The sequence below is a fragment of the Variovorax sp. EBFNA2 genome (genome assembly GCF_033802765.1).
GTDB classification, from domain to species: Bacteria; Pseudomonadota; Gammaproteobacteria; order Burkholderiales; family Burkholderiaceae_C; genus Variovorax; species Variovorax paradoxus_H.
This window is the reverse complement of the sequence record NZ_CP138496.1, coordinates 1,518,392-1,541,779: the sequence shown is the minus strand read 5'-3', so window position 1 is coordinate 1,541,779 and position 23,388 is coordinate 1,518,392. Positions and strand designations below refer to the sequence as shown.

General features: G+C 69.5%; 23 protein-coding genes and 1 pseudogene. 7 read left to right on the top strand and 17 right to left on the bottom strand.

The features are described 5' to 3' along the window. Nucleotides 1–24 precede the first annotated feature (24 nt). Nucleotides 25–1,104: a selenide, water dikinase SelD gene (gene selD, locus RZE79_RS07010; protein ID WP_319359563.1), complete on the bottom strand. Its 1,080-nt coding sequence runs from the start codon at nucleotides 1,102–1,104 to the stop codon at nucleotides 25–27. Between the two features lie 115 nt (nucleotides 1,105–1,219). Between selD and RZE79_RS07005 the strand changes: the two genes are divergently transcribed. The 5 genes from RZE79_RS07005 (at nucleotide 1,220) to mnmH (ending at nucleotide 5,798) form a co-directional block, all read left to right on the top strand. Continuing rightward, nucleotides 1,220–2,083 (top strand): putative selenate ABC transporter substrate-binding protein, encoded by an 864-nt coding sequence (locus tag RZE79_RS07005; protein ID WP_319359562.1) that lies wholly within the window; start codon nucleotides 1,220–1,222, stop codon nucleotides 2,081–2,083. A gap of 142 nt (nucleotides 2,084–2,225) precedes the next feature. Continuing rightward, nucleotides 2,226–3,050 carry an ATP-binding cassette domain-containing protein gene (locus tag RZE79_RS07000; protein ID WP_319359561.1) on the top strand — a complete coding sequence of 275 codons (825 nt, stop codon included), beginning with the start codon at nucleotides 2,226–2,228 and terminating at the stop codon, nucleotides 3,048–3,050. Nucleotides 3,051–3,055: 5 nt separating this feature from the next. Beyond that, entirely contained in the window at nucleotides 3,056–3,889 is an 834-nt protein-coding gene (locus RZE79_RS06995; RefSeq protein WP_319359560.1) for an ABC transporter permease, read from the top strand. Continuing rightward, nucleotides 3,886–4,683, top strand: a complete 798-nt coding sequence (phnE, locus tag RZE79_RS06990) for a phosphonate ABC transporter, permease protein PhnE (protein ID WP_319359559.1) — start codon at nucleotides 3,886–3,888, stop codon at nucleotides 4,681–4,683. The genes RZE79_RS06995 and phnE overlap by 4 nt, the downstream gene beginning before the upstream one ends. A gap of 35 nt (nucleotides 4,684–4,718) precedes the next feature. After that, nucleotides 4,719–5,798 (top strand): tRNA 2-selenouridine(34) synthase MnmH, encoded by a 1,080-nt coding sequence (mnmH, locus tag RZE79_RS06985; RefSeq protein WP_319359558.1) that lies wholly within the window; start codon nucleotides 4,719–4,721, stop codon nucleotides 5,796–5,798. Here mnmH and fdhD read toward each other — a convergent pair. The 9 genes from fdhD to apbC all read right to left on the bottom strand — a co-directional run bounded on the left by fdhD (nucleotide 5,723) and on the right by apbC (nucleotide 14,664). Next, complete coding sequence (gene fdhD, locus RZE79_RS06980; RefSeq protein WP_319359557.1) at nucleotides 5,723–6,640, bottom strand: formate dehydrogenase accessory sulfurtransferase FdhD; 918 nt, start codon at nucleotides 6,638–6,640, stop codon at nucleotides 5,723–5,725. The genes mnmH and fdhD overlap by 76 nt on opposite strands. A gap of 19 nt (nucleotides 6,641–6,659) precedes the next feature. After that, the gene (locus tag RZE79_RS06975) at nucleotides 6,660–6,947 is read right to left on the bottom strand and encodes a hypothetical protein (protein ID WP_319359556.1); all 288 of its coding nucleotides are present in this window, start codon (nucleotides 6,945–6,947) and stop codon (nucleotides 6,660–6,662) included. After that, nucleotides 6,944–9,373 (bottom strand): FdhF/YdeP family oxidoreductase, encoded by a 2,430-nt coding sequence (locus RZE79_RS06970; protein WP_319359555.1) that lies wholly within the window; start codon nucleotides 9,371–9,373, stop codon nucleotides 6,944–6,946. The genes RZE79_RS06975 and RZE79_RS06970 overlap by 4 nt, the downstream gene beginning before the upstream one ends. A gap of 92 nt (nucleotides 9,374–9,465) precedes the next feature. Continuing rightward, on the bottom strand, nucleotides 9,466–10,257 hold the full coding sequence (locus tag RZE79_RS06965) for an ATP-binding cassette domain-containing protein (RefSeq protein WP_319359554.1): 792 nt from the start codon (nucleotides 10,255–10,257) through the stop codon (nucleotides 9,466–9,468). Further along, the gene (modA, locus tag RZE79_RS06960) at nucleotides 10,254–11,003 is read right to left on the bottom strand and encodes a molybdate ABC transporter substrate-binding protein (RefSeq protein ID WP_319359553.1); all 750 of its coding nucleotides are present in this window, start codon (nucleotides 11,001–11,003) and stop codon (nucleotides 10,254–10,256) included. The genes RZE79_RS06965 and modA overlap by 4 nt, the downstream gene beginning before the upstream one ends. 28 nt (nucleotides 11,004–11,031) lie before the next feature. Then, nucleotides 11,032–11,718, bottom strand: a complete 687-nt coding sequence (modB, locus tag RZE79_RS06955) for a molybdate ABC transporter permease subunit (protein WP_319359552.1) — start codon at nucleotides 11,716–11,718, stop codon at nucleotides 11,032–11,034. Nucleotides 11,719–11,932: 214 nt separating this feature from the next. Beyond that, nucleotides 11,933–12,280 carry a winged helix-turn-helix domain-containing protein gene (locus RZE79_RS06950; RefSeq protein WP_056578386.1) on the bottom strand — a complete coding sequence of 116 codons (348 nt, stop codon included), beginning with the start codon at nucleotides 12,278–12,280 and terminating at the stop codon, nucleotides 11,933–11,935. 50 nt (nucleotides 12,281–12,330) lie between these two features. Continuing rightward, nucleotides 12,331–13,281: a LysR substrate-binding domain-containing protein gene (locus RZE79_RS06945; protein WP_319359551.1), complete on the bottom strand. Its 951-nt coding sequence runs from the start codon at nucleotides 13,279–13,281 to the stop codon at nucleotides 12,331–12,333. A gap of 291 nt (nucleotides 13,282–13,572) precedes the next feature. Further along, a complete protein-coding gene (apbC, locus tag RZE79_RS06940) occupies nucleotides 13,573–14,664 on the bottom strand; it encodes an iron-sulfur cluster carrier protein ApbC (protein WP_319359550.1) in 1,092 nt (363 codons plus the stop codon). Between the two features lie 94 nt (nucleotides 14,665–14,758). Between apbC and RZE79_RS06935 the strand changes: the two genes are divergently transcribed. Continuing rightward, a complete protein-coding gene (locus tag RZE79_RS06935; protein WP_319359549.1) occupies nucleotides 14,759–15,964 on the top strand; it encodes a patatin-like phospholipase family protein in 1,206 nt (401 codons plus the stop codon). Between the two features lie 31 nt (nucleotides 15,965–15,995). On the opposite strand, the gene RZE79_RS06930 is transcribed toward RZE79_RS06935, so the two are convergent. From RZE79_RS06930 to RZE79_RS06920, 3 genes and pseudogenes are all read right to left on the bottom strand, one after another. Then, nucleotides 15,996–17,201, bottom strand: coding sequence for a M20 family metallo-hydrolase (locus RZE79_RS06930; RefSeq protein ID WP_319361116.1), 1,206 nt, complete (start codon nucleotides 17,199–17,201; stop codon nucleotides 15,996–15,998). Nucleotides 17,202–17,243: 42 nt separating this feature from the next. After that, nucleotides 17,244–18,440 (bottom strand): annotated as a pseudogene (locus RZE79_RS06925) (diaminopropionate ammonia-lyase); the annotation flags it as partial. Nucleotides 18,441–18,471: 31 nt separating this feature from the next. Further along, nucleotides 18,472–19,653 (bottom strand): M20 aminoacylase family protein, encoded by a 1,182-nt coding sequence (locus RZE79_RS06920; RefSeq protein ID WP_319359548.1) that lies wholly within the window; start codon nucleotides 19,651–19,653, stop codon nucleotides 18,472–18,474. Nucleotides 19,654–19,741: 88 nt separating this feature from the next. Between RZE79_RS06920 and RZE79_RS06915 the strand changes: the two genes are divergently transcribed. Then, nucleotides 19,742–20,215 (top strand): Lrp/AsnC family transcriptional regulator, encoded by a 474-nt coding sequence (locus RZE79_RS06915; RefSeq protein ID WP_319359547.1) that lies wholly within the window; start codon nucleotides 19,742–19,744, stop codon nucleotides 20,213–20,215. Nucleotides 20,216–20,225: 10 nt separating this feature from the next. Here RZE79_RS06915 and RZE79_RS06910 read toward each other — a convergent pair whose 3' ends face one another. The 4 genes from RZE79_RS06910 to RZE79_RS06895 all read right to left on the bottom strand — a co-directional run bounded on the left by RZE79_RS06910 (nucleotide 20,226) and on the right by RZE79_RS06895 (nucleotide 23,302). After that, nucleotides 20,226–20,681 carry a hypothetical protein gene (locus RZE79_RS06910; RefSeq protein ID WP_319359546.1) on the bottom strand — a complete coding sequence of 152 codons (456 nt, stop codon included), beginning with the start codon at nucleotides 20,679–20,681 and terminating at the stop codon, nucleotides 20,226–20,228. Nucleotides 20,682–20,767: 86 nt separating this feature from the next. Beyond that, nucleotides 20,768–21,478, bottom strand: a complete 711-nt coding sequence (locus tag RZE79_RS06905) for a YceH family protein (protein ID WP_319359545.1) — start codon at nucleotides 21,476–21,478, stop codon at nucleotides 20,768–20,770. A 41-nt stretch (nucleotides 21,479–21,519) separates the two neighbouring features. Further along, entirely contained in the window at nucleotides 21,520–22,242 is a 723-nt protein-coding gene (locus RZE79_RS06900) for a phosphodiester glycosidase family protein (protein WP_319359544.1), read from the bottom strand. A 28-nt stretch (nucleotides 22,243–22,270) separates the two neighbouring features. Continuing rightward, nucleotides 22,271–23,302: an isocitrate/isopropylmalate family dehydrogenase gene (locus RZE79_RS06895; RefSeq protein WP_319359543.1), complete on the bottom strand. Its 1,032-nt coding sequence runs from the start codon at nucleotides 23,300–23,302 to the stop codon at nucleotides 22,271–22,273. Nucleotides 23,303–23,388 lie beyond the last annotated feature (86 nt).

Below are 23,388 nucleotides of genomic sequence, written 5' to 3'. Positions count from 1 at the left end.
CGGGGGAGGGAGAAACACGGGGTACTACGGCAGCACGACGAGGCCCGGCGCGCCGGCCTCCACACGGCCAATCACGGCCGCCTGCCCGAACCCCTCCTGCCGGAAGATCTCGAGCACCGCCTCCGCCACCTCGGGCGCGCAGCTCACGAGCAAGCCCCCCGACGTCTGCGGATCGGTCATCAACGCCTGCGCCGTCGCCGGCAGCCCTTCGTGCAGTTGCACGTCACCGCCATACCCCGCCCAGTTGCGCCCCGACGCGCCGGTGACCAGCCCACCCGCCGCCATCGCGATCACGTTGTCCAGCAGCGGCACGCGCGACCATTCGACGACCGCCGTCAGCCCCGCGCCGCGCGCAAGTTCGAGCGTGTGGCCGGCCAGGCCGAAGCCGGTGACGTCGGTCAGCGCATGCACGCCGTCGAGCGCCGAGAGCGCGATGCCGGGCGTGTTGAGCTTGGTGGTGTTCTCGATCAGCTGGCGGTAGCCGGCCTCGGACAGCTGCTGCTTCTTCAGCGCCGCCGACAGCACGCCCACGCCCAGCGGCTTGCCGAGCACCAGCACGTCGCCCGCCCGCGCGTCGGCGTTGCGCCGCACGCGCTTCGGATGCACCAGTCCCATCGCGACCAGCCCGTAGATCGGCTCGACCGAATCGATGGTGTGGCCGCCCGCAATGGGAATGCCGGCCGCGCGGCACACGTCCTGCCCGCCGCGCACGATCTCGGCGATGACCTCCACCGGCAGTTCGTTGATCGGCATGGCAACCAGCGCCAGCGCCATGATCGGGCGCCCGCCCATTGCGTAGACGTCGCTGATCGCGTTGGTCGCGGCGATGCGGCCGAACTCGTAGGGGTCGTCCACGATGGGCATGAAGAAGTCGGTGGTGGCGATCAGCGCCTGCTCGTCGTTGAGCCGGTAGACTGCCGCGTCGTCGGCGGTCTCGATGCCGACCATGAGTTCGGGCGGAATCAGCCCGCCCCCATGGTGGCGCAGGATCTGCGACAGCACGCCCGGCGCGATCTTGCAGCCGCAGCCGCCCCCATGCGAGAAGCTGGTGAGCCGCAGCGGCGCCAACGGATTCAGGAGCTTGGAAGGTGCGGCTTCGATCATGGCGGCGGGTCGGTCGAATGGAACAAGCCGCAATTATCGAAGCCCGCGCCACCGTCTGCCTGCGCACCCGAACACACCCTTTTCTTTCTTCTCCACTGAACGCTTCACCCACACCATGCAAACGAAACAAACCGTGTCCCGGCTGGCCATCGCGCTGGCCCTGTCCCTCACCGCCGTGGGCGCCTTCGCCCAGGGCGTGCTGCGCGTGTCGGCCATTCCCGACGAAGCGCCCACCGAGCTGCAACGCAAGTTCACGCCCCTGGGCGACTACCTGAAGAAGGAAACCGGCATGGACGTGCAGTTCACGCCCGTGACCGACTACGCCGCCGTGGTCGAAGGCCTGGCGACGAACAAGATCGACATGGCCTGGCTCGGCGGCTTCACCTTCGTGCAGGCGCGCATCCGCACCAACGGTGGCGCGGTGCCGATCGTGCAGCGCGCGGAAGACGAGGTGTTCACCAGCAAGTTCATCGTGCCGATCGACAGCCCCGCCAAGACGCTGGCCGACCTGAAGGGCAAGACCTTCGCCTTCGGCGCGCCCTCGTCCACCTCGGGCAGCCTGATGCCGCGCTACTTCCTGCTGCAGGCCGGCATCAACCCCGAGAAGGACTTCAAGACCGTCGCGTTCTCGGGCGCGCACGACGCCACCGTGGCCTTCGTGGCCGCCTCGCGCGCCGAAGCGGGCGTGCTCAACGCCTCGGTGTGGGACAAGCTGGTCGAGTCGAAGAACCCCAACGCCGCCAAGGTGCGCGTGCTCGCGACCACGCCGACCTACTACGACTACAACTGGACCGTGCGCCCGGGCATGGACGCAGCACTGCACAAGAAGCTGACGGATGCGTTCCTGAAGCTCGACCCGGCCAACCCGGCGCACAAGGAGATCATGGCGCTGCAGCGCGCGAGCAAGTTCATCCCGACCAAGTCGTCGAACTACGACGGCATCGAGACGGCGGGCAAGTCGGCAGGACTGATCAAGTGACTTTGAGCGTGGGGGCTTCACCCTCACCCCAACCCTCTCCCGCCAGCGGGAGAGGGGGCCCACAGCCGGGCCCCGCTTTGCGCCCTCTCCCGCTGGCGGGAGAGGGCCGGGGTGAGGGAACGGCGCAAGAAAGACCTGCAGCGTGAGCTTCTCCCTCGAAGCCATCGGCGTCGTCCACCCCAACGGCCAGCGCGCGCTGGCCGGCGTGACGCTGGCCGCGCGCGACGGCGAGCGCATCGCCGTCATCGGGCCCTCGGGCGCGGGCAAGACCACGCTGCTGCGTGTGCTGGGCGCGGCGCTGCGGCCCGGCGAAGGCGAGGTGCAGGCGCTGGGCCAGCAGCCGTGGCGGCTGCCGGCGCGTGCGCTCAAGCAGCTGCGCGCGCGCATCGGCACCGTACACCAGGCGCCGCCGATTGCGCCGCGCCTGCGCGTGGTCACGGCCGTGCTCGCGGGCCGGCTCGGCCAGTGGTCGGTGCCGCGCGCGCTGGGTTCGCTTTTTTATCCGTCCGACATCGCGGGCGCGCACGAGGCGCTGGCCCGGCTCGCGCTCGAAGACCGGCTGTTCGACCGCTGCGACCGCCTCTCGGGCGGTCAGCTGCAGCGCGTGGGCATCGCGCGCGTGCTGTACCAGCGCCCCGCGCTGCTGCTGGCGGACGAGCCGGTGTCCGCGCTCGACCCCACGCTGTCGCATGCGGCCGTGGGCCAGCTGGTCGCGCAGAGTGAATCGACCGGCGCCACGCTGGTCGCGTCGCTGCACGCGGTCGACCTGGCGCTGCGCTGGTTTCCGCGCATCGTGGGCATGCGCGACGGGCAGGTCGCCTTCGACCTGCCAGCCGCCGAAGTGACGCCGGCGCTGCTCGAGGCGCTCTATGCGAGCGAAGGCGGCGTGGCGACGCAGGGGCCGCTGCCGCTCGCGCAGCCGGTCGGCACCGCCGAGCCGGCCTTCCATCGGCCGGACTGCCCGTGACCGCCATGACCACGCTTTCGTCTCCCGCCCTGCGCGATCCGCAGGCGGGCCGCCGGCTGGCCGGCTGGCTCGCGGCGCTGGTCATCGCGTGGCCGGTGCTGGCGCTCTCCGAATTCAAGCCGTGGGCGCTGTTCGGCAGCGGGCAGCTCGCCGTCATCGGCGGTTTTCTCGCGGGCTTCTTCCCGCCCGACGGCTCACCGGCCTTTCTCGCACTGCTCGCCAAGGCCACGCTCGAGACGCTCGCCATGGCCACGGCCGGCACCGCCATGGCGCTGCTGATCGGCGCGCCGCTGGGCTTCGTGACCACGCGGGCGCTCTCCATCTCGCGCATCGGCCCCGGCCCTGGCCGGCTGCAGGCCGGCATCGTCCGCCAGGCAGCGCGCTGGCTGCTGATGGTGCTGCGCGCCATTCCTGAAATCGTGTGGGCGCTGCTGTTCGTGCGCGCGCTCGGGCTCGGCCCCGCGGCCGGCGTGCTGGCGCTGGCCATCACCTACGGCGGCATGCTGGGCAAGGTCTACGCCGAGATCCTCGAATCGACCGACACACGCCCCGCGCGCGCCCTGCTCGAAAGCGGCAGCGGCCGGCTCGCGGCGCTGTGCTACGGCCTGCTGCCGCACACGGCGCAGGAGCTGGCCTCGTACACCGTGTACCGCTGGGAATGCGCAGTGCGCGCCTCGGTGGTGATGGGCTTCGTGGGCGCAGGCGGCCTCGGGCAGCTGATGGACCAGTCGATGAAGATGCTCAACGGCGGCGAAGCGAGCAGCATCCTGCTTGTGTTTCTCGCGCTCGTGCTGCTGGCCGACATGCTGAGCAACGCACTGCGAAAGCTCTTGGCATGACGACGCTGCCGCCACGCCCTCCCCTGTGCCTGCGCTGCTGGCTCGCCGTGGCGCTGATCGCCGCGGCGGTGGTCGCGAGTTTTGTCTACCTGGGCATCGACTACGGCGCGCTGGGGTCGGCCGAATCGCTGCGGCTGATGGGCAAGTTCATCGCCGAGTTCTTCCCGCCCGACGTGTCCTCCGAGTTTCTCGCCAAGGTCGGCCACGGCGCACTGCAGACGCTGGCCGTGTCGGCGCTGGGCACCGTGCTCGCCGCCGTGGCCGGCGCCGTGCTCGCGCTGCCGGCCTCGGGGCGCACCGGCGCGCCGCTGCGCCATGGCGCGCGCTTCGTGCTCAACTTCTTGCGCAGCGTGCCCGAGCTGGTGTGGGCCGCGCTCATGGTGCTGGCCGCCGGCATCGGGCCGTTCGCGGGCGCGCTGGCCTTGGCGCTGCACACCACGGGCGTGCTCGGCCGGCTCTTTGCCGAGGCGCTGGAGAACGCACCGCGCGAGCCCGAGCAGGCGCTCGCGCTCTCGGGTGCCGGCCCGGTCACCGCCTTCAGCTACGCCAGCCTGCCGATCGTGCTGCCGCAGTGGGTGGCCTACACGCTCTACCGCTGGGAAATGAACATCCGCATGGCGGCCGTGCTGGGCTTCGTCGGTGGCGGCGGGCTGGGGCAGCTGTTGTACTTCCACCTGTCGATCTTTCAGCAGCAGCAGGCGATGACGGTGCTGATCGCGATGTTCGTGCTGGTCACCTTTGTCGACTTGGCGAGCGCTCGCTTGCGAAAAGGCCTAGGTCCCGCCTACGCCTGAGTGGCCGACAATCGGGGCATGAGGTCCCCACTGCCATGAGTCATCGCCAGCCCGTACGGATCGGCGACCGCCACGCCTTCGACACGCTGATCGACGCCCGCTCGCCGGCCGAGTTCGCGCTCGACCACATCCCCGGTGCCATCAACTGCCCGGTGCTCAACGACGAGGAGCGCCACATCGTCGGCACGGTCTACGTGCAGACCGGCGCCTTCGAGGCACGCCGCATCGGTGGCGCGATGGTGGCGGCCAACATCGCGACGCATCTGCGCGACACGCTGGCCGACCGGCCCGAAAAGTGGAAGCCGCTGGTCTACTGCTGGCGCGGCGGCATGCGCAGCGGCTCGATGGTCACGTGGCTGCGGCTCGTGGGCTGGGACGCGCAGCAGCTCGCGGGCGGCTACAAGAGCTTTCGGCGGCATGTGATCTCGCAGATCGACGCACTGACGCCGCAGCTCGACCTGCGCGTGGTCTGCGGCGCCACCGGCAGCGCCAAGACGCGCGTGCTGCATGCGCTGGCCGAACGCGGCGCGCAGGTGCTCGACCTCGAAGACTTCGCGAACCACAAGGGCTCGCTGCTCGGCGCGCTGCCGGGCGTGGCGCAGCCTTCGCAAAAACACTTCGAGACGCGCATCGCGACCGTGCTCGAAGCCATCGACCTTTCGCGTCCGCTGTATGTCGAGGGCGAGAGCGTGCGCATCGGGCGGCTGTCGCTGCCGCTGTCACTCGTCGCGCAGATGCGCGCCGCGCCGTGCATCGAGGTGGCCGCCACGCCCGAGGCGCGCCTGAGCTACCTATTGCGCGACTACGCCTACCTGGGCGACGACCGCGCGGCGCTCGCCGAAAAGATGGGCGTGCTGAAGGAAATGCAGGGCAAGGAAACGGTGACACGCTGGCAGCAGTGGGCACACGATGCCGACCTGCCGCACCTGTTCGCCGAACTCATGTCATTGCACTACGACCCGCACTACGAGAAGTCGCAAGAAACGCACTTTCGCGCGTGGGCCAGGCGCCAGCGCGTGGCGGCGTCCGACCTGTCGGATCAGGGCATCGAGGCCGTGGCCGACGCGGTGCTGGCGCTCGGCGATCCACCCGTCGCACCGAGCCCGTCTGCGTAAAGCACGCCGCGCGGCGCGCGGCACAGCCCCCAGAAACGCAGGCCGCTGAGCTCGGCCATGCGCACGCCCATCGCGGTCGGCGCCGAGATGGTCGCCATCGCCGCAATGCCCAGGCGCGCGCACTTGCGCACCAGCTCATGGCTGCCGCGGCTGGACATCAGCACGAAGCCGGGTTCATCGAGCCGATTCGCACGCGCGAGCTTGCCGAGCAGCTTGTCGAGCGCGTTGTGGCGGCCGACGTCTTCCATCAGGTCGGTCAGTTCGCCGTCCACCGTGGCCCAGGCCGCCGCATGGATCGCGCCGGCTTCGGCATTGAGCACCTGGCGCGGCGACATGGCCGCGAACGCGCGCAGCACGGTGGCCAGGTCGATGCGCTCGATCCAGTCGCGCGGCGGCACGCGCTGCGGCGACAGGTCGAGTCCCGCGAAACTTTCGACGCCGCACACCCCGCAGCCGGTGCGGCCTGCGAGGCTGCGGCGCCGGTCCTTCAGGCGTTCGAAGCTGCGCGTGGCAATGTCGAGCTGCACCTCGATGCCGGGCATGCCCTCGGGCAGGCCGGCGTCGGAGGCATCGACCACCTGCACGTCGATGCCGCGGCAATCGGCGGCGCTGTCGAGGATGCCTTCGCTGAGCGCAAAGCCGAGCGCGAAGGCTTCGAGGTCTTGCGGCGTGGCCATCATCACGGCGTGCGAGACGCCGTTGAACACCAGCGCCACCGGCACCTCGGCGGCCAGCGTGTCGTCGCGCACCACGCCTTCGGGCGCGAGGCCGCGCTCGCCGAAGACGTGCACGGCATGCCGTGCGAGCGGCGGCAGGGAGTCGGGTTCGGGGGGGTTTGTCATGGCCGCGGCCATTGTCGGCTCAGCTACGGTTTTCGTCAGCCGGCAGACTGTCGACCATCGCGCGCCCGGCGTCGGTGAGGTGCGCGACCCAGCGGTCGTCCTGCTGCACCACGCGCACCCAGCCGGGGCCGCGCACGCCACCGAGGGTGGCATCGCCCATCAGCGTGAGCTGGCGCATGACCACGCTCGCGCCCTGCCCCAGCCGCTTGCCCAGGCGCGGCAGCGACATGCCGCCTTCGCCGGGCGCTTCGGCGAGCGCGCGCAGGATCGCGATGAAAAAAGCGTCGGCGTCGAACCCGGCGCTCATGCCGCCACGGCGTCGACGTCCACCACGACCGGCGCCACATGCAGCGACAGCACCACGGGAATCGACTTGGACGTCGGCGTGCCCGCGTTCTCGGCCACCGACGACAGCGGCACCAACGGGTTCGTCTCGGGGTAATAGGCCGCGAGGTTGCCGCGCGGAATGTCGTAGGCCACCAGCTTGAAGCGGTCGGCGCGACGCTGAATGACGGCCCCCTCGCTCGGCACTTCGTGTCCTCGCTGCCCCCCAAGGGGGGCCTCGCTTGCTTGGGGCGGCCCGGCGCGGCGCTCGGGCCCGTCGCTCCACACGGTCTGGATGTCGACCCAGTCGCCGTCCTTCATGCCGAGCTGGCGAATGTCGTCGGCGTGGATGAACACCACGCGGCGCTGGCCGAACACGCCGCGGTAGCGGTCGTCCATGCCGTAGATCGTGGTGTTGTACTGATCGTGCGAGCGCGTGGTGAGCAGCGTGAACACCAGCGTGTCGCGCTGCGACGCAAAGCGCGCGCGGGCCCGGTGTGCGTGCGTGTCCATCGGCACGGCGTGCGTGAAGAACACGGCCTTCTGCGACGCGGTGGCCCACACGCGCTCGCTCGCCGTGTTGCGCAGGCGAAAGCCGCCGGGGTGCGCCACGCGCGCGTTGAAGTCCTTGAAGTCGTCGAACACGGCTTCGATCTTGTCGCGGATGCGGGCGTAGTCTTCCACCAGCCAGAGCCACGGCGTCTTGCTGCGCGCGCCGATGGTCGCTGCAGCAAGGCGCGCGACGATGGCGGGTTCGGACAGCAGAAGCTCCGACGCGGGCGGGTTGATGCCCATCGAGAGGTGGACCATGCTCATCGAGTCTTCAACCGTCACGCCCTGCGGGCCGTTCGCCTGCATGTCGATCTCGGTGCGGCCCAGGCACGGCAGGATGAGCGCCTCGCGCCCGTGCACGATGTGGCTGCGGTTGAGCTTGGTGGTCACATGCACCGTGAGGTCGCACTGCTGCAGCCCCTTCCAGGTCTGGTAGGTGTCGGGCGTGGCCGCCGCGAAGTTGCCGCCCAGCGCAAAGAACACCTTGCCCTTGCCGTCGAGCATGAGCTGGATCGCCTCGACCGTGTCCACGCCGTTCTCGCGCGGCGGCTCGAAGCCGAACACCTGCTGCAGCCGGTCGAGCAGCGCAGCCGGCGGCTTTTCCCAGATGCCCATGGTGCGGTCGCCCTGCACGTTGCTGTGGCCGCGCACCGGGCAGGCGCCCGCCCCTTCGCGCCCCATGTGGCCGCACAGCATGAGCCAGTTGCCGATCATCTGGATCGTGGCCACCGAATGCTGGTGCTGCGTGATGCCCATGCCCCAGCAGGCGATGACGCGCTTGGCGCCCAGGTACACGTCGGCCGCCGCGCGGATCTGCGCTTCGCTCAGGCCCGACTCCTGCACCAGCAGCGGCCACGATTCGGCGCGCAGGTCGTCGGCCAGCGCTTCGAAGCCCAGCGTGTGGGTGGCGATGAATTCATGGTCGAGCACCGACGGCTCGCCGCGCGCCACCGCCGCGTCTTCGCGCTCGATGACGTGCTTCATCATTCCCTTCACGGCCGCGAAGTCACCGCCCACGCGCAGCTGGAAGTAGTGCGTGCTGATCGGCGTGGCGCCCAGCGTGGCCATCTCGAGCTTGTCCTGCGGGTCGGCAAAACGCTCCAGCCCGCGCTCGCGCAGGGGGTTGAAGCTCACGATGCGCGCGCCGCGCTTGGAGGCCGCGCGCAGTTCGCCGAGCATGCGCGGATGGTTGGTGCCCGGGTTCTGGCCGAAGATGAAGATCGCGTCGGCCTTCTCGAAATCTTCGAGCGTGACCGTGCCCTTGCCCACACCGATCTGCGGGCGCATGCCGCTGCCGCTGGGCTCGTGGCACATGTTCGAGCAGTCGGGAAAGTTGTTGGTGCCGTACTCGCGCACGAACAGCTGGTACAGGAAAGCCGCCTCGTTGCTCGCGCGGCCCGAGGTGTAGAAGATCGCCTGGTTCGGGTCGGGCAGCGCGTTCAGGTGGCGCGCGATCAATGCGAAGGCGTCGTCCCAGTCGATGGGCACGTACTTGTCGCTGGCCGCGTCGTAGGCCATCGGGTGCGTGAGCCGACCCTGGTCTTCGAGCCAGAAATCGCTCTGCTGGGCCAGCTCGGCCACGGTGTGCTTCGCAAACAGCGCCGGGCCCGCGCGGCGCGCGGTGGCCTCGGCCGCCACGGCCTTCACGCCGTTCTCGCAGAACTCGAAGGTCGAGGCATGGTTGCGGTCCGGCCAGGCGCAGCCCGGGCAGTCGAAGCCGTCGGGCTGGTTGGCCGAGAGCAGCGTCTTCGCGCCCTTGACCGGAATGTCCTGCCGCAGCAGTGCATTCGTCACGCTGCGCAACGCGCCCCAGCCACCGGCCGGACCCTTGTAAAACTCGATCTTCTGCTCGCTCATGGCGGCAGTGTTGGCTTGTGGGGGCGTGGCGTCAAATTGAATCGGGACATGCGGCGATTCAAAAGGGAAATGACGGGGGAAGGAAAAGCCGCTCAGGCCTCGCGCGCACCGCCCATCAGCAAACCCCGCAGCTTGCTGCGCAGTGACGTCTCCTCGACTTCCTGCACACCCGCAATCTCGCGCAGCGCGAAGTCGCGGCTCTCGGCGTTGTGCAGGTCGATCTCCCGCACCACCTGGCCGTCCTTGTAGACGAAGGCGACGTCGGCCAGGGCGAGCACGTCTTCGATGTCGTGCGTGATCATCAACACCGGGATGCCCCACTGCTTGCGCACCTGCGCGAGCTCGTTACGCAGCTCGGCGCGCAGCATGGGGTTGAGCGCAGCAAAGGGTTCGTCTAGCAGCAGCACCTGCGGCTCGCAGGCCAGTGCGCGCGCCAGCGCCACGCGCTGCTGCTGGCCGCCCGAGAGTTTCTGCGGCCGGCTGTCGGCCAGTGCGGCGAGGCCGAAGCTGTCGAGCAGCGCCTGCACGCGCTCGGCGTCGCGCGCCGGCAGCGTGCGGCGGTGCCATGCCGTGAGCCCGAAGGCCACGTTCTCGCGCACCGTGAGGTGCGGGAACAGCGCGTAATTCTGGAACAGGTAGCCGATGCGGCGCGCCGGCGCGGGCACGTCGATGCGCTGGGCCGCGTCGTAGAGCGTGCGGCCATCGAGGCGCACATGGCCCGCCGACGGATGCAGCAGGCCGGCGATGGCCTGCAGGGTCAGCGACTTTCCTGCCCCCGAGGGGCCGTAGAGCGCGGCGAAGGGAACGTCGGTCTGGAAGCGCACGGCGAGGTCGAAGCGCCGGGCGCCGTCCTTCACCGTGAGCTGCAGATCGACATCGATCATGGCTTGCCGAAACCGTAGCGCGTGAGCACTTCCTGGGCGGCGGGCGTCGACAGGAACGCAATGAAATCGCCGGCCAGCGCCTTCTGCCGGCTCTCGGCCACCACCGCGATCGGGTACGTCACGGGCGTGTGGCCCGTGGGCGTGAAGGCGACCTTGACCTTGTCGCCGGCCACGGCCGCGTCGGTGCGGTAGACAAAGCCGGCCTCGACCTCGCCGCGGCTCACGTAGTCGAGCACCTGGCGCACGCTGTCGGCCTGCACGAACTTGGGCTCGAGCACGGTCCAGAGCTTCGCGTTGTCCAGCACCTGTCGGGTGTAGCGGCCGACCGGCACGGTGGCGGTCTTGCCGACGGCGATCCGCTTCACGCGGGCGCCGCTCAGGTCTTGCAGCGACTTCAGGCCGACGGCGCCCTGCGCGGGCTCGACCAGCACGAGGCTGTTGGTGACGAAGTCCTTGCGGGTGGCGGTGTCGACGAGCTTCTGGTCGGCGCCGCGGCTCATCGTCTCCTGGTCGGCGCTGGCGAACACGTCGACCGGCGCGCCCTGCCCGATCTGCTGCAGCAGCACGCCCGAAGCGGCGAAGTTGAAGCGCACGGTGCGGCCCGCCTTGGCGGCTTCGAACTTGGGACCGATTTCCTTGAATGCGTCGGTCAGGCTCGCGGCGGCGGACACGGTGATCTGCTGCGCGGCGGCTGCGAGCGGCAGGGCCAGGGCGAGCACGACAGACAGGAGGCGCAAGGGACGCATGAACACAGTCTCCAGGAAAAAGTGGGAATCAACGAAGCGAAAAGAAGCGGTTCGACACGACCAGCACCGCGATCGACAGCACCGACGTGACGACCACCAGCAGCAGCGCCAGGTCGTCGTGCCCGGACTGCACGGCGTCGTAGATGGCCATCGACAGGGTCTGGGTCTGCTTGGGAATGGAGCCGGCCACCATCAGCGAGGCGCCGAACTCGCCCATGGCGCGCGCGAACGCGAGCAGCGTGCCGGCCAGGATGCCGGGCCAGGCCAGCGGCAGCGTGACACGCAAAAACACCGAGAGCGGCGACTGGCGCAAGGTGCTGGCGGCGGCTTCGAGCGAGCGGTCGACGTTCGAGAACGCCGCGCTGGCCGACTTGAGCACCAGCGGCAGCGCGACCACGGCCGAGGCCACCACGGCGCCGTGCCAGCTGAAGATGAGGGTGTAGTCGAAGTGCTCGCGCAGCCACGCGCCGAGCGGGCTGCGGCGCCCCGCCGCCACCAGGATGGCGTAGCCGATCACTGTGGGCGGCAGCACCAGCGGCAGCATGAACACGGCCTCAAGCACGCCCGATCCGACGAACTGCTTGCGCGCGAACACCCAGCCCAGCGCCACGCCCACGACCAGCGCCAACAAGGTCGCGACCGCCGCGACCTGCAGCGACAGGACCAGCGGAGACCAGTCGGTGGTGGCGATGAGCGAAGCGGTCGTCGTGTTCATTTGAATACGGCGCGATTGTTACACGCACCGCCATTTTTTCGCTTGCAGAGATGCGTGAAAGCGCCCGTCTTCATATCCTGTCGAATACAGCGAATTCTGGACGCCGGCGACTTTCATCCCGTCGAGCATCGCGCCGCGCGACGAGAGCCAGTCGTTCCTGATGGCGCTGCGCGATGCGCTCGGCACGAGCCTCCGACCGATGCGTTGCTGCGGCTTAGGGGGCCAGCAGCCGCGTGAGCGCGCGAACATCGGCGGCCGTCGCCAGGCGCGCGGCGTTCTCGATCGCGCGGTAGCGCTTCACGATGTCCTCGCCCACCGGCGTGAGCGCCGTGCCGCCGCCGCGCGAGCCGCCCGCGGCCGTGTTCACCGCGGGCGAAGCCAGCGTCTGGTTCATCTCGTCGATCAGCATCCACGCACGTCGGTACGACATGCCGAGCAGGCGCGCCGCCGCCGAGATCGAGCCGGTCTCGGCCACGGCTTCGAGCACGGCGATCTTGCCGGGGCCGATGGCGATGGCGTCGTCCCGGTAGATGCGCAGGCGGAACTGGGCTTTGGATTTCATGGTGGCGCGAAGGGTAAACCATCCGGTGCCGTCGGCACTCGGTTGTGGGGCTACGCGGCGTCGAGCGCGCCGCTGTGCTCGCGCGCCTGCGCCTGCCATTCGGGCGTCTGCAGAAAGGCCAGCGCCGCATCGAGCGCGCGCGCGGGCCGCACGCCCTCCTGCGTCATGAAGCCGATGGGCGTGCGCACTTCGGGCGATACCAGCGGCAGTGCCTCCAGTTCGCGATGACTGCGCACGGCCGCCACCATGGCGCCGGGCAGCACGCTGCTGACGGTGCCCACGCTCACGGCCAGCGCGAGCGTGAGCACGGAATTGGTTTCGATGGCGGGCGCCACCGCGGCCACGCCAGCGTCGCGCAGGGCCTGGTCGATGATGGCGCGGTTGTGCATGTCGGGCGTGAGCAGGCACAGCGGCAGCTTGCCGGCTTCGGCCCAGGTGATGGGTCGACCGATGCGCAACCGGTCGGCCGACGGCTTCTTCGCGCGCCGCAGCAGGAAGTAATGTTCGATGCTCTGCGGCCAGGCCTTGAGCTTGACGCCCGGCAGGTGCATGCGCTCGGTGTAGCCCAGTGCGAGATCGACCGAGAGGTTCTCGAGACCCGTTTCCAGCTCCTGCGAACTCATGGAAAGCACGGCCGGCACGATGCCCGGATGGCGCTGCTGCAGCATCGCGGCAAAGCGCGACAACATCGGGATCGCGGTCGGCACGGCGGCCATGCGCAAGCGCCCGCGCGGGTCGTCGGCCTCGCTGCGCAGCTCCTGCAACAGCACCTCGTTGTCGCGCAGCATGCGCTGCGCCGTGGCCAGCACGCGCTCGCCTTCGTGCGTGAGGCCCACGTACACGCGGGAGCGCTTGACGATGACGACGCCGAACTCGCCTTCCAGCGCGCGCAGTGCGTTCGAAAGTGCCGGCTGCGTGATGTGGCAGGCCTGCGCGGCGCGGCCGAAATGCTTGTGCTCGCTGAGTGCGACGAGGTAGCGCATGGAGGCGAGCAGGTTCATTTCTTCTTGTCCTTTGTGTGCGCTCGTTCGGGGCGCGTGCACAGGCCACCGGGTACTTCCCTCCGCGAATGTCCCCCGGGCTTCGCCCTCCTCCTTGATTTCGCTGCGGGAAGCACCCAGTGCCCTGAGCACACTGGGCGCTGCCGTTGCGCGGCCCGATCAATCCGCGCTCAGCACGCGCTCACGTCGACGGGGTGCCTTGCGCAGCGAAATCAAGGAGGAGCGAAGCGGGGGACATTCGCGGAGCAAGGCGCTCCGTCGGCGGGAGCGTCGCCCTGAAACGCCCCTATCTCACGTGTTCTTGCTGATCGAAATCGTCGGAAACTTCGCCGAGAAGTCCTTCGCCTTCTCCGCAATCCCCACCGCCACGCGACGCGCCACGGCCTTGTAGAGCGCGGCCACTTCGCCGTCGGGGTCGGACACCACGGTCGGCGCCCCGCTGTCCGCCTGCAGCCGGATGTTGATGTCCAGCGGCAGCGCGCCCAGGTATTCCATCTGGTATTCGGCCGCCATCTTCTTGCCGCCGTCCGCGCCGAAGATGTGCTCCATGTGGCCGCAGTTCGAGCAGATGTGCACCGCCATGTTCTCCACGATGCCCAGGATCGGCACGCCGACCTTCTCGAACATCTTGATGCCCTTGCGCGCGTCGAGCAGCGCGATGTCCTGCGGCGTGGTGACGATCACCGCGCCCGTCATCGGCACGCGCTGGCTCAGCGTGAGCTGGATGTCGCCGGTGCCCGGCGGCATGTCGACGATCAGGTAGTCGAGGTCTTTCCAGTTGGTCTGGCGCAGCAGCTGCTCGAGCGCCTGCGTGGCCATGGGGCCGCGCCAGATCATGGCCTGGTCGGCGTCGACCAGGAAACCGATCGACATCACCTGCACGCCATGGCGCTCCTTGGGCTCCATGTTCTTGCCGTCGATGCTCTCGGGGCGGCCGTCCAGGCCCATCATCATGGGCTGGCTCGGGCCGTAGATGTCGGCGTCGAGCAGGCCCACGGTGGCGCCCTCGGCGGCCAGCGCCAGCGCCAGGTTGGCGGCCGTGGTGCTCTTGCCCACGCCGCCCTTGCCCGAGGCCACGGCCACGATGTTGCGCACGTTGGGCATCAGCTGCACGCCGCGCTGCACCGCATGGCTGATGACCTTGGTGACGATGTTGACCGACACGTTCTCCACGCCCGGCACCGCCTTGGCCGCGGCCACGAGCGACTTGCGGATGGCCGCGTGCTGGCTCTTGGCCGGGTAGCCCAGTTCGAGCTCGAACGAGACGTCGCCCTCGGCGATCTGGAGGTTTTTGAGCGAGCGCGTCGCTGCGAATTCTTTGCCGGTGTTAGGGTCCGTGACGCTCTTGAGCGCGTCCATGAGCCCGTCGGGGGTGAGTGCCATTGATCAAACTCCTGAATGGCGGGTAGTCTATTCCGCCTGCCAAGCCCGCACCGGACAGCGTTCAATACCCGAAAACCCAGACGCCAAAAAAAGAATGCCCGAGACACGCCCCGCCACCGGCCTGCTGCTGACAGGCGGCGGCGCCCGCGCCGCCTACCAGGTCGGCGTGCTCGAAGCCATCGCCGAGATCCGGCGCGACGCCCTGGCGGCCGGCGCGGCCATCGGCAGCGGCAATCCGTTCCAGGTCATCACCGGCACCTCGGCCGGCGCCATCAACGCCGCCGCGCTGGCCTGCGGTTCCGACGACTTCGACCGCGTGGTCGCGCACATCGCGCAGGTGTGGGGCAACTTTCGCGCCGAGCAGGTCTACCGCGCCGACTCGCTCTCGGTGCTCGGCAGCGGCGCGCGCTGGCGCATGCTGCTCGGCCTCGGGCGCTTTGCGGCCAACTGGATGCGCATCAAGCCGAAGTCGCTGCTCGACAACGCGCCGCTGGCCGACCTGCTCGCGCGCCTGGTGCCGCTGGACCGGCTGCCGCAGCTCATGCAGCAGGGCCACGTGCAGGCGCTGGCCGTCACGGCGTCGAGCTACAGCTCGGGCGAGCACGTCACCTTCTTCGAGGCGGCCGTGCCAATGGAACCGTGGGTGCGTTCGCAGCGCCTGTCGGTGCGCGACCGCATCACGCATGCGCACCTGATGGCCTCGTCGGCCATTCCGTTCGTGTTCCCGGCCACCGCGCTACCGATGCCGCCGGGTCACACCGAGTACTTCGGCGACGGCTCGATGCGCCAATCGGCGCCCATCGCGGCGGCGATCCATCTGGGCGCACAGCGCATCGTGGTGATCGGCGCAGGCCGCATGCATGAGCCGCGCGACGAAGCCGGGCCCAACACGCACAGCGGCTATCCGACCATGGCGCAGATCGCGGGTCATGCGCTGTCGAGCATCTTTCTCGATGCGCTCGCGGTCGACATCGAACGGCTGCGCCGCATCAACCACACGCTGGGCCTGATCCCCGAAGAGGCGCGCGCCGCCAGCACGCTGCGCCCGCTCGACCTGCTGGTGATCTCGCCGTCGGAGCGCATCGACATGATCGCGGCGCGCCACGTCGACGCGCTGCCGGGTGCGGTGCGGCATCTGCTGGGCGGCTCGAAGGTCGCGGCCGACGTGAAGGGCGGCGCGCTCGCGAGCTACCTGCTGTTCGAGTCGGGCTACACGCGTGAGCTGATGGCACTCGGGCGCGCGGATGCGATGCGCCAGCGCGATGAAGTGGTGCGGTTCTTTGGGTGGGCGTTGAAGTGAGGGCGCCAGCGGTCGACTGACATCCCGCCGCTCACCCCGCCTCGTCCACCAGCCCCAACACCACATCCAGCAGCACATTCGCGCCCTGCACCAAGTCGGCGCTCGCCGTGTGTTCCTTCGGGTTGTGGCTGATGCCGCGCACGCTCGGCACGAAGACCATGGCGGCGGGGCAGATGCGCGCCATCATCTGCGCGTCGTGGCCGGCACCTGAGGTCATGCGGCGGTGGCTGAGGCCGCGCGCGTGCGCACTGGCTTCGATGACGCGGACCAATCGCTCGTCGAAGGGCACCGGTTCGAAACGCGCGAGCGTGCGGGCTTCGATGGTCACGCCTTCGGTCGCTTCGAGTTGCCGCAGGTAGTCCGCCAACTCGCCCTCGGCGTCCTTCAGCGTCGCCTCGTCCGTGTTGCGCAGATCCACCGTGAGCGTGGCGCGCGCCGCGATCACGTTGATGAGGTTGGGGTGCAGGTCGATCGCACCGACGGTCGCGACCTGGCTGCCGCCATAGCGTCGCGCCAGCTCGCGCACGAACACCGCGATGGCGGCGGCGCAGTAGCCCGCGTCGTGGCGCAGGCGCATCGGCGTGGTGCCCGCGTGGTTCGACTGGCCGGTGACGACGATCTCCTGCCATGAGATGCCCTGCAGGTCGGCCACCGCGCCGATGGTGACGCCTTCGGCCTCCAGCACCGGGCCCTGCTCGATGTGCAGCTCGACGAACGCATGCGGCACCAGCGTGCCGCAGGCCATGTCGCCCGCGTAGCCGATGCGCGCGAGTTCGTCGCCCAGTCGTGCGCCGTCGGTGGCGACGGTGTCGAGCGCCGCGTCGAGCGCCAGGCCGCCCGCGTGCACCAGCGAGCCCAGCATGTCGGGCATGAAGCGCACGCCCTCCTCGTTGGTGAAGGCGGCGACGACGAAGGGGCGCAGCGTCTGGCGCTGGCGTTCGTTGAGCCAGCGCACCACCTCGAGGCCGGCCATCACGCCGTAGTTGCCGTCGTAGCGCCCCCCCGTGGCGACGGTGTCGATGTGCGAGCCGGTCATCACGGGTTTGGCATCGGGCAGTTGGCCGGGGCGGATGCCGAAGATGTTGCCGATGCGGTCGATGCGCACGGTGAGGCCCAGGTCTCGCATCCACTGCACGAGCCGGTCGCGGCCTGCACGGTCAGCGTCGGTGAGTGCGATGCGGCAGACGCCGCCTTGCGCCGTCGCGCCGATGGCGGCGTGCGCGTCGATGCGCGCCATCAGTGCGGCTTCGGCGATGCCTTCGCGTTGCAGCCATTGCGTCTGCGCCGCCACGACTTCTTCGCCCGAGCGGCCGGTCAGCGCGCGGTACACGCCGGGTGCGGTTGCGCCTTCGGTGCTGAACAGCAGCACGCGCGAGCTGGCGTCGAGGCCAGCGGCACGCGCCAGCTCGGGGTCGGCCGCGAGCACCTGCAGCGCAGCCAGGCCTGCGGCGCCGGATTCCCCGACCAGCACGGGCACGTCGCCCGCCGCGCCGCTGGCGAAGGTGCGCATGGCGTGCTCGGCGTCGGCATCGGTCACGGTCATGAAGAGATCGACCGAGGGCTGCAGAAAGCGCCATGCGAGCGGCGAGGTTTCGCCGCAGGCCAGCCCGGCCATCACCGAATCGACGCTGCCGGTGGCACGGTCTGGGCGGCCGCTGCGCGCGCTCTGCAGTAGGCAGTCGGCCTGCTCGGGCTCGACCACGATGAGCGTCGGTCGCGCGGCGCCGTAGCGCTCCCAGACATGGCTGGCCACGCCGGCCGCGAGCCCGCCGACGCCGCCCTGCACGATGACGTGGGTGTAGGGGCACGGCGCGCCGGGCGCGGTGTTCTCGAGCAGCTCGTCGACGAGGATGCCGTAGCCCTGCATCACGTCGCGCGGAATCTCTTCGTAGCCGTCGTAGGAGGTGTCGGAGACCACCTCCCAGCCATTCGCCTTTGCCAGGCGGGCGGCCTCTTCGACCGAGGCGTCGTAGTTGCCGGCGATGCGCACGATCTTGGCGCCGAGCGCGGCGATGGGCGCCTCGCGCTCCTCGCTGACCTGCGCGTGCAGCACGATCACGCAGCGGCAGCCCATGCTCTGCGCGGCCGCGGCCAGTGCACGGCCGTGGTTGCCGTCGGTCGCGCTGATGACGACGAAGTCGCGCAGCGCTGCCGCGTGCCGGCCCGCGAACAGGTCGGCCGGCGTCCAGCCCCGGTCGGGCCAGCGGCGCAGCACGAGCCGCAGCAAGGCCACGGGCGCGCCGAGCACCTTGAAGCTGCCGAGCGCGGAACGGCGCGATTCATCCTTCACGATGACCTGCGCGATGCCCAGCTGCGCGGCGAGCCGGGGCAGCGGCCACGCGGGTGTCGGCTGCGGCGAGAGCCGGTCCCAGGTGGACAGCCACTGACGGCTCTCGCGGCCGCGTGCGATGTTCATGACGGCCTGCAGGGCCGCGTCGTAGCCGCGCCGTTGCGCGTGAGGGTTGGCGAAGAGCATGGGAAGAAAACCGGAAAGGGAAAAGAGACGATCAGGCGGCGGTGCGCGCGGGAAGCCGCAGCCGCACGATCTCCGCGAAGTAGCGCGCGCCCGTGGTCAGCACCGCATCGTTGAAGTCGTAGCGGCCGTTGTGCAGTGGCGTGCCGCCAGGCTCGCCCTCGGCGCCGTTGCCCAGGAAGACGAAGGCGCCCGGCACGGCGCGCAGGAAGGCGCCGAAGTCTTCCGAGATCATCATCTGCGCGACATTCGCATCGACCTTCTCGGCGCCCACCACGGCCGTGGCGGCGGCCACCGCGGTCGGCACACATTCGGCCCAGTTCACGGTGGGCGCGAACTCGTGCGTGTAGCTGAACGAGCATTGCGCGCCGTGCATGCGGCAGATGCCGTCGCTGATCTCGCGCATGCGTGTTTCGAGCATGCGCTGCACGGCGGGGTCGTAGCTGCGCGTGTCGCCCTTGATGACCACGTTCGACGGAATGGCGTTGCGGATGCCGTCGGTGATGAACTCGGTGCACGACACCACGGCCTGCGCGCCCGGATCGAGCGTGCGCGAGACGATGGTCTGCAGCGCCAGCACGATCTGCGCGCCGATCACGATCGGGTCGATGCCCATGTGCGGCCGCGCGGCGTGCGTGCCCCGGCCGTGGATGTGGATGACGAAGTTGTCCTCGCTCGCCATCAGGCCGCCCACGCGCGTGGCGAAGGTGCCGGCGGGCAGGCCGGGCATGTTGTGCAGGCCGTAGATCTCGTCGACCGGGAAGCGCGTGAACAGGCCGTCGTCCATCATGGCCCGGGCGCCACGGCCGTGTTCTTCGGCGGGCTGGAAGATGAAGCGCACGGTGCCGTCGAAATCGCGCCGCTCGCGCAGCAGCTGCGCCGCGCCGAGCACCATCGCCATGTGGCCGTCGTGGCCGCAGGCGTGCATGCGCCCGGGCGTGCCGGAGGCGTAGGGCCGCTCGGTCGCCAGCTCGGTGATGGCCAGCGCGTCCATCTCGGCGCGCAGGCCGATCACGCCCGGCCCGCTGCCCACCGTGAGGCTGGCGACCACCCCGGTGCCGCCAATGCCGGTGTGCACCTCGAGCCCCAGCGCCCGCAGCGCGTTGGCAATGAAGGCCGAGGTCTTGGCTTCCTCGAAGCCGGTCTCGGGCATCGCATGCAGCTGGTGCCGCCAGCCGGCCAGCTGGTCGCGCAGGGGGTGGTCTGGAAACTTCATGGCGAGATGCTATTGACAACGCGACGGGACAGGCGCGCAAAATGAGCTGTTCCTACGCAACGTTTTTGCGCGAATACCCCCTCTTTCCATGACGCCCCTCGACGCCCTCGATCTGCACCTGCTCGAACTGATCCAAGCCGACAGCCGCCTCTCGCAGGGCGAACTCGGCGAGCGCATCCACCTGTCGACGGCGGCGGTGAACCGCCGGCTCAAGCGCCTGCGCGACGAGGGCGTGATCCAGCGCCACGGCGCCGTGCTGTCACCGACCGCGCTCGGGCATCCGCTCACCATCGTGGTCGAGGTCGAGGCCGAGAGCGAGCAGATCGAACGGCTCGACGCCATGAAGCAGAGCTTTCGCGACTGCCCGCAGGTGCAGCAGTGCTACTACGTGACGGGCGAGTGGGACTTCATCCTTGTGTGCGTGGTGCGCGACATGGCGCAGTACACCGCGCTCACCCGCCAGCTGTTTTTCCAGAGCAACAACGTCAAGCGCTTTCGCACGCTGGTGACGATGGACCCGGTGAAGGTGAGCCTGGATGTGCCGGTGTTGGTGGGGGCCTGAGGGCGCGGGTTCAGCGCACCGGCAACATCGAGCGCAGCATCAGCAGCACCGCGCCGACGATCGGGGCCATGGCCAGCAGCCGGCCGGGTTCGAAGGCCAGCCCTGCGATGGCGCCGAGGAAGCAGCCGGCCTTGACCCACGTCGGCACCGCGCCCCAACCGCGCCCGTGGGTCACAGCGAGGGCGACCAGCGCGACCCAACCGACCGCACCACCGAGGACCGACAGCGTCCAGCTCAGCAGGTAGAACGCCGAGTCCGCGTCGCGGAACGCGAGGGCCGTGCCCAGGCCGCGCCAGGTGTGCCACCAGCCGTCGAACAGCAGGAAGCCGGTGGCCGAGGCAGCCCACCAGAAGAAGGCGTAGAGGCTGGCAAGGCCGGCGAGGGCCGCCAGCCCGCCCAGCAGGCGGCGGGTGATGTCGTCGAAGGGCGTGTGGTCGCGCCAGGCGGCTGTCTGTCCGTGGTCCATGGTCGGAGCTCCATTGGGTTCGCAATGGGTCCGACGGTAGGCAGCGAATGTGCGGGCTGGATGAAGCCTGTGTGAACGCGGGGGGATCAGGCCTCGGGTGCTTCTGGCGTGGCTGGCGCGTCAGGGGAAATGCCCAGCTCCGAGCACACACGTCCCAGCAGCGCCTTCAGCGAGGCCACCTCGGTTTCGAGCCGCGCCACGTTGGCCTTGAGCGCCGCGACTTCGCCGAGCGAATCGCCGTGCGTGGAAAACGCGCCGTCGCCCGATGCGCCTGGCCCCGCCACCTCTTCCGCCGGCGGCCCGCTCAACAGGTGCGCCCAGCGGCTTTCGCGCGCGCCGGGCAGGCGCGCCAGCTTCACCACGAGCGCACCGGCCGGACGCTCGGCCAACTCGTTGAGGAAGCCCTCGACCGAGGAGATGTCGGCGAAGTTGTGCATGCGGTCGCAGGCGATGCGCAGCTCGCCGGCGGTCTGCGGGCCGCGCAGCATCAGCACCGTGAGCAGGATGACCGACTGCGACGGAATGCGCAGCACGCGGTCGGCGTTGTGCTCGTAGCGGAAGGCGCGCCCGCCGCTGGTTTCGGCCACGAGGCTGTAGCCCTTCAGGCTCTCGATGGCGGCCTGCACCTGCGACTCGCTGAGTTCGAGCACGGGGTTGCGGCTGGTCTTCTGGTTGCAGCCCGACACCAGCGAGTTGAGCGTGAGCGGGTAGCTGTCGGGCACGGTGCGCTGCTTTTCGGCCAGCACCCCGAGCACGCGGGTTTCGAGGAGGGACAGGACGGGCAGCGGTGTGGACATGGCTCTGGGAGAAAGGGCAGAAGTGAAAAGGCAACCGGGCTTCAGGGCGCCACCACGGCCAGCATCGGCCCGAGGTCGCGCACGAAGTCGTTGCGCTGCAGTGTCTTCGAATAGATCGCCGACACGGTGCCGTCGAGGTACAGCGCATCACGGCAATGCAGCACATCGCGGAAGTAGAGCGCGAAATCGTAAAAATTCACCGGCGTTTCGGCAAAGACGAAGACGGCCGTCGAGCCCGAGACGCACACGCCGTTGCGGGACTTGCGCGAATCCGAGTTCGGAATGAGCGCCGGGTGCACCGCGCCATGACGCAGCAGCAGCGGGCCCGACTGCGTCGCCAGCTGCACGCCGCCCTTCGCAGCCAACGCCGGGTACTCCGACGCCTCGACGATGCGCGGCCCGTCGGCCGTCACCAGGAACACGCCGTTGGGCTTGCGAAAGAAATTGCCGACGCCGTCGGCAAGATTCAGTGGCGCTTCCTCGCGGCCTTCGCGCACCAGCAGTCCAACCGGTGCAAAGTCGGCGTGGTACATGCCGGCGTTCACCGCGAAGAGCAGCTGCTTGTGGCGCGCCTTCAGCCAGGCCTCGAGCCGGTCGAAGCGCTTGAAGGCGACACCCGTGTCGTCGTTCAGGAACAGCGCGAGCCGTTCGGTGCGAAGGTCGACCTTGACGACGGTGTAGCGCGGCGGGTCGTTGGCCCCGGCGGCGGACCACGCCAGGCCGGCGAGCAGAAAGACCAGCGCAGGCAGCAGCAGTTTCTTCATGCGACGACCTGCGCGGCCTGTGCCTGGCTCAGCCGCCGTTGATGCGCGCAACCAGCGCCTTGGTGAAAGCGGCGGTGTTCGCCGTGCCGCCCAGGTCGCCGGTGCGCACGTTGTCGATGTTCAGCGTCTGGTCGATGGCCGTGCGCAGGCGCGTGGCCAGCTCGGGCATCTTCGTGTGGTCGAGCATCATCGCGGCGGCCAGCAGCAGTGCCGTGGGGTTGGCGATGCCCTTGCCGGCGATGTCGGGCGCCGAGCCGTGCACCGCTTCGAAGATCGCGGCGTCGGTGCCGATGTTGGCGCCCGGTGCCATGCCCAGGCCGCCGACGAGGCCGGCCACGAGGTCCGACAGGATGTCGCCGAACAGGTTGGTCGTCACCAGCATGTCGAACTGCCAGGGGTTGAGCACCAGCTTCATGGCGCAGGCGTCCACGATGATCGAATCGAGTTCGAACTTGCCCTTGTACTTTTCGGCATAGAGCTGCTCGCCGGTCTCCAGGAACAGGCCGGTCAGCACTTTCATGATGTTGGCCTTGTGCACCAGCGTGACCTTCTTGCGGCCGGTGGCGATCGCCGTATCGAACGCGTACTCGAGCACGCGGCGGCAGCCCTGGCGCGTGTTGATGCCGGTGGCCATGCCCACGGCGTGCGGGTCGCCGTCGATGCGCACGTAGTGCTCGTGGCCGATGTAGAGACCCTCGAGGTTCTCGCGCACGATCATCAGGTCGATCTTGTCGAAGCGCCCGCCCGGAATGATGGTGCGCGCGGGGCGCAGGTTGGCGTACAGCTGGAACTCCTCGCGCAGCCGCACGTTCGACGAGCGATAACCACCGCCCGAGGGGGTTTCGAGCGGGCCCTTGAGGGCTAGGCGGGTGCTGCGGATGCTGTCCAGCGTGGCCTTGGGCAGCGGATCGCCCGAAGCCTTCACGCCGCCGAGGCCGGCGATCTGGGTGTCCCAGGCGAAGGGGGCTTTCAGCGCATCGAGCGCGGCCAGCGTGGCGTCGACGATTTCGGGGCCGATGCCATCGCCGGGGATCAGGGTTGCGGGGATCGAGGTGGTCATCGGCGGCGGCTCACTTTCTGGCGTTCTGAATCGGAGATCGAAGCATACGTCGCGCACGAGACACCCCGCGCGTTTGTGGGTCACTC

What these genes read in the sequence shown, in the direction of transcription:
- RZE79_RS06995 (WP_319359560.1), top strand. Translation starts at nt 3,056, where the DNA reads ATGACCACGCTTTCGTCTCCCGCCCTGCGCGATCCGCAGGCGGGCCGC.
- RZE79_RS06895 (WP_319359543.1), bottom strand. Translation starts at nt 23,302, where the DNA reads ATGACCACCTCGATCCCCGCAACCCTGATCCCCGGCGATGGCATCGGC.
- fdhD (WP_319359557.1), bottom strand. Translation starts at nt 6,640, where the DNA reads ATGACAAACCCCCCCGAACCCGACTCCCTGCCGCCGCTCGCACGGCAT.
- RZE79_RS06930 (WP_319361116.1), bottom strand. Translation starts at nt 17,201, where the DNA reads ATGGCGCGCATCGACGCGCACGCCGCCATCGGCGCGACGGCGCAAGGC.
- selD (WP_319359563.1), bottom strand. Translation starts at nt 1,104, where the DNA reads ATGATCGAAGCCGCACCTTCCAAGCTCCTGAATCCGTTGGCGCCGCTG.
- apbC (WP_319359550.1), bottom strand. Translation starts at nt 14,664, where the DNA reads ATGGCACTCACCCCCGACGGGCTCATGGACGCGCTCAAGAGCGTCACG.
- RZE79_RS06950 (WP_056578386.1), bottom strand. Translation starts at nt 12,280, where the DNA reads ATGAAATCCAAAGCCCAGTTCCGCCTGCGCATCTACCGGGACGACGCC.
- modB (WP_319359552.1), bottom strand. Translation starts at nt 11,718, where the DNA reads ATGAACACGACGACCGCTTCGCTCATCGCCACCACCGACTGGTCTCCG.
- RZE79_RS06945 (WP_319359551.1), bottom strand. Translation starts at nt 13,281, where the DNA reads ATGAACCTGCTCGCCTCCATGCGCTACCTCGTCGCACTCAGCGAGCAC.
- mnmH (WP_319359558.1), top strand. Translation starts at nt 4,719, where the DNA reads ATGAGTCATCGCCAGCCCGTACGGATCGGCGACCGCCACGCCTTCGAC.
- RZE79_RS06910 (WP_319359546.1), bottom strand. Translation starts at nt 20,681, where the DNA reads ATGGACCACGGACAGACAGCCGCCTGGCGCGACCACACGCCCTTCGAC.
- phnE (WP_319359559.1), top strand. Translation starts at nt 3,886, where the DNA reads ATGACGACGCTGCCGCCACGCCCTCCCCTGTGCCTGCGCTGCTGGCTC.
- RZE79_RS06965 (WP_319359554.1), bottom strand. Translation starts at nt 10,257, where the DNA reads ATGATCGATGTCGATCTGCAGCTCACGGTGAAGGACGGCGCCCGGCGC.
- RZE79_RS07005 (WP_319359562.1), top strand. Translation starts at nt 1,220, where the DNA reads ATGCAAACGAAACAAACCGTGTCCCGGCTGGCCATCGCGCTGGCCCTG.
- RZE79_RS06905 (WP_319359545.1), bottom strand. Translation starts at nt 21,478, where the DNA reads ATGTCCACACCGCTGCCCGTCCTGTCCCTCCTCGAAACCCGCGTGCTC.
- RZE79_RS06920 (WP_319359548.1), bottom strand. Translation starts at nt 19,653, where the DNA reads ATGAAGTTTCCAGACCACCCCCTGCGCGACCAGCTGGCCGGCTGGCGG.
- RZE79_RS06975 (WP_319359556.1), bottom strand. Translation starts at nt 6,947, where the DNA reads ATGAGCGCCGGGTTCGACGCCGACGCTTTTTTCATCGCGATCCTGCGC.
- modA (WP_319359553.1), bottom strand. Translation starts at nt 11,003, where the DNA reads ATGCGTCCCTTGCGCCTCCTGTCTGTCGTGCTCGCCCTGGCCCTGCCG.
- RZE79_RS06915 (WP_319359547.1), top strand. Translation starts at nt 19,742, where the DNA reads ATGACGCCCCTCGACGCCCTCGATCTGCACCTGCTCGAACTGATCCAA.
- RZE79_RS06970 (WP_319359555.1), bottom strand. Translation starts at nt 9,373, where the DNA reads ATGAGCGAGCAGAAGATCGAGTTTTACAAGGGTCCGGCCGGTGGCTGG.
- RZE79_RS06935 (WP_319359549.1), top strand. Translation starts at nt 14,759, where the DNA reads ATGCCCGAGACACGCCCCGCCACCGGCCTGCTGCTGACAGGCGGCGGC.
- RZE79_RS06900 (WP_319359544.1), bottom strand. Translation starts at nt 22,242, where the DNA reads ATGAAGAAACTGCTGCTGCCTGCGCTGGTCTTTCTGCTCGCCGGCCTG.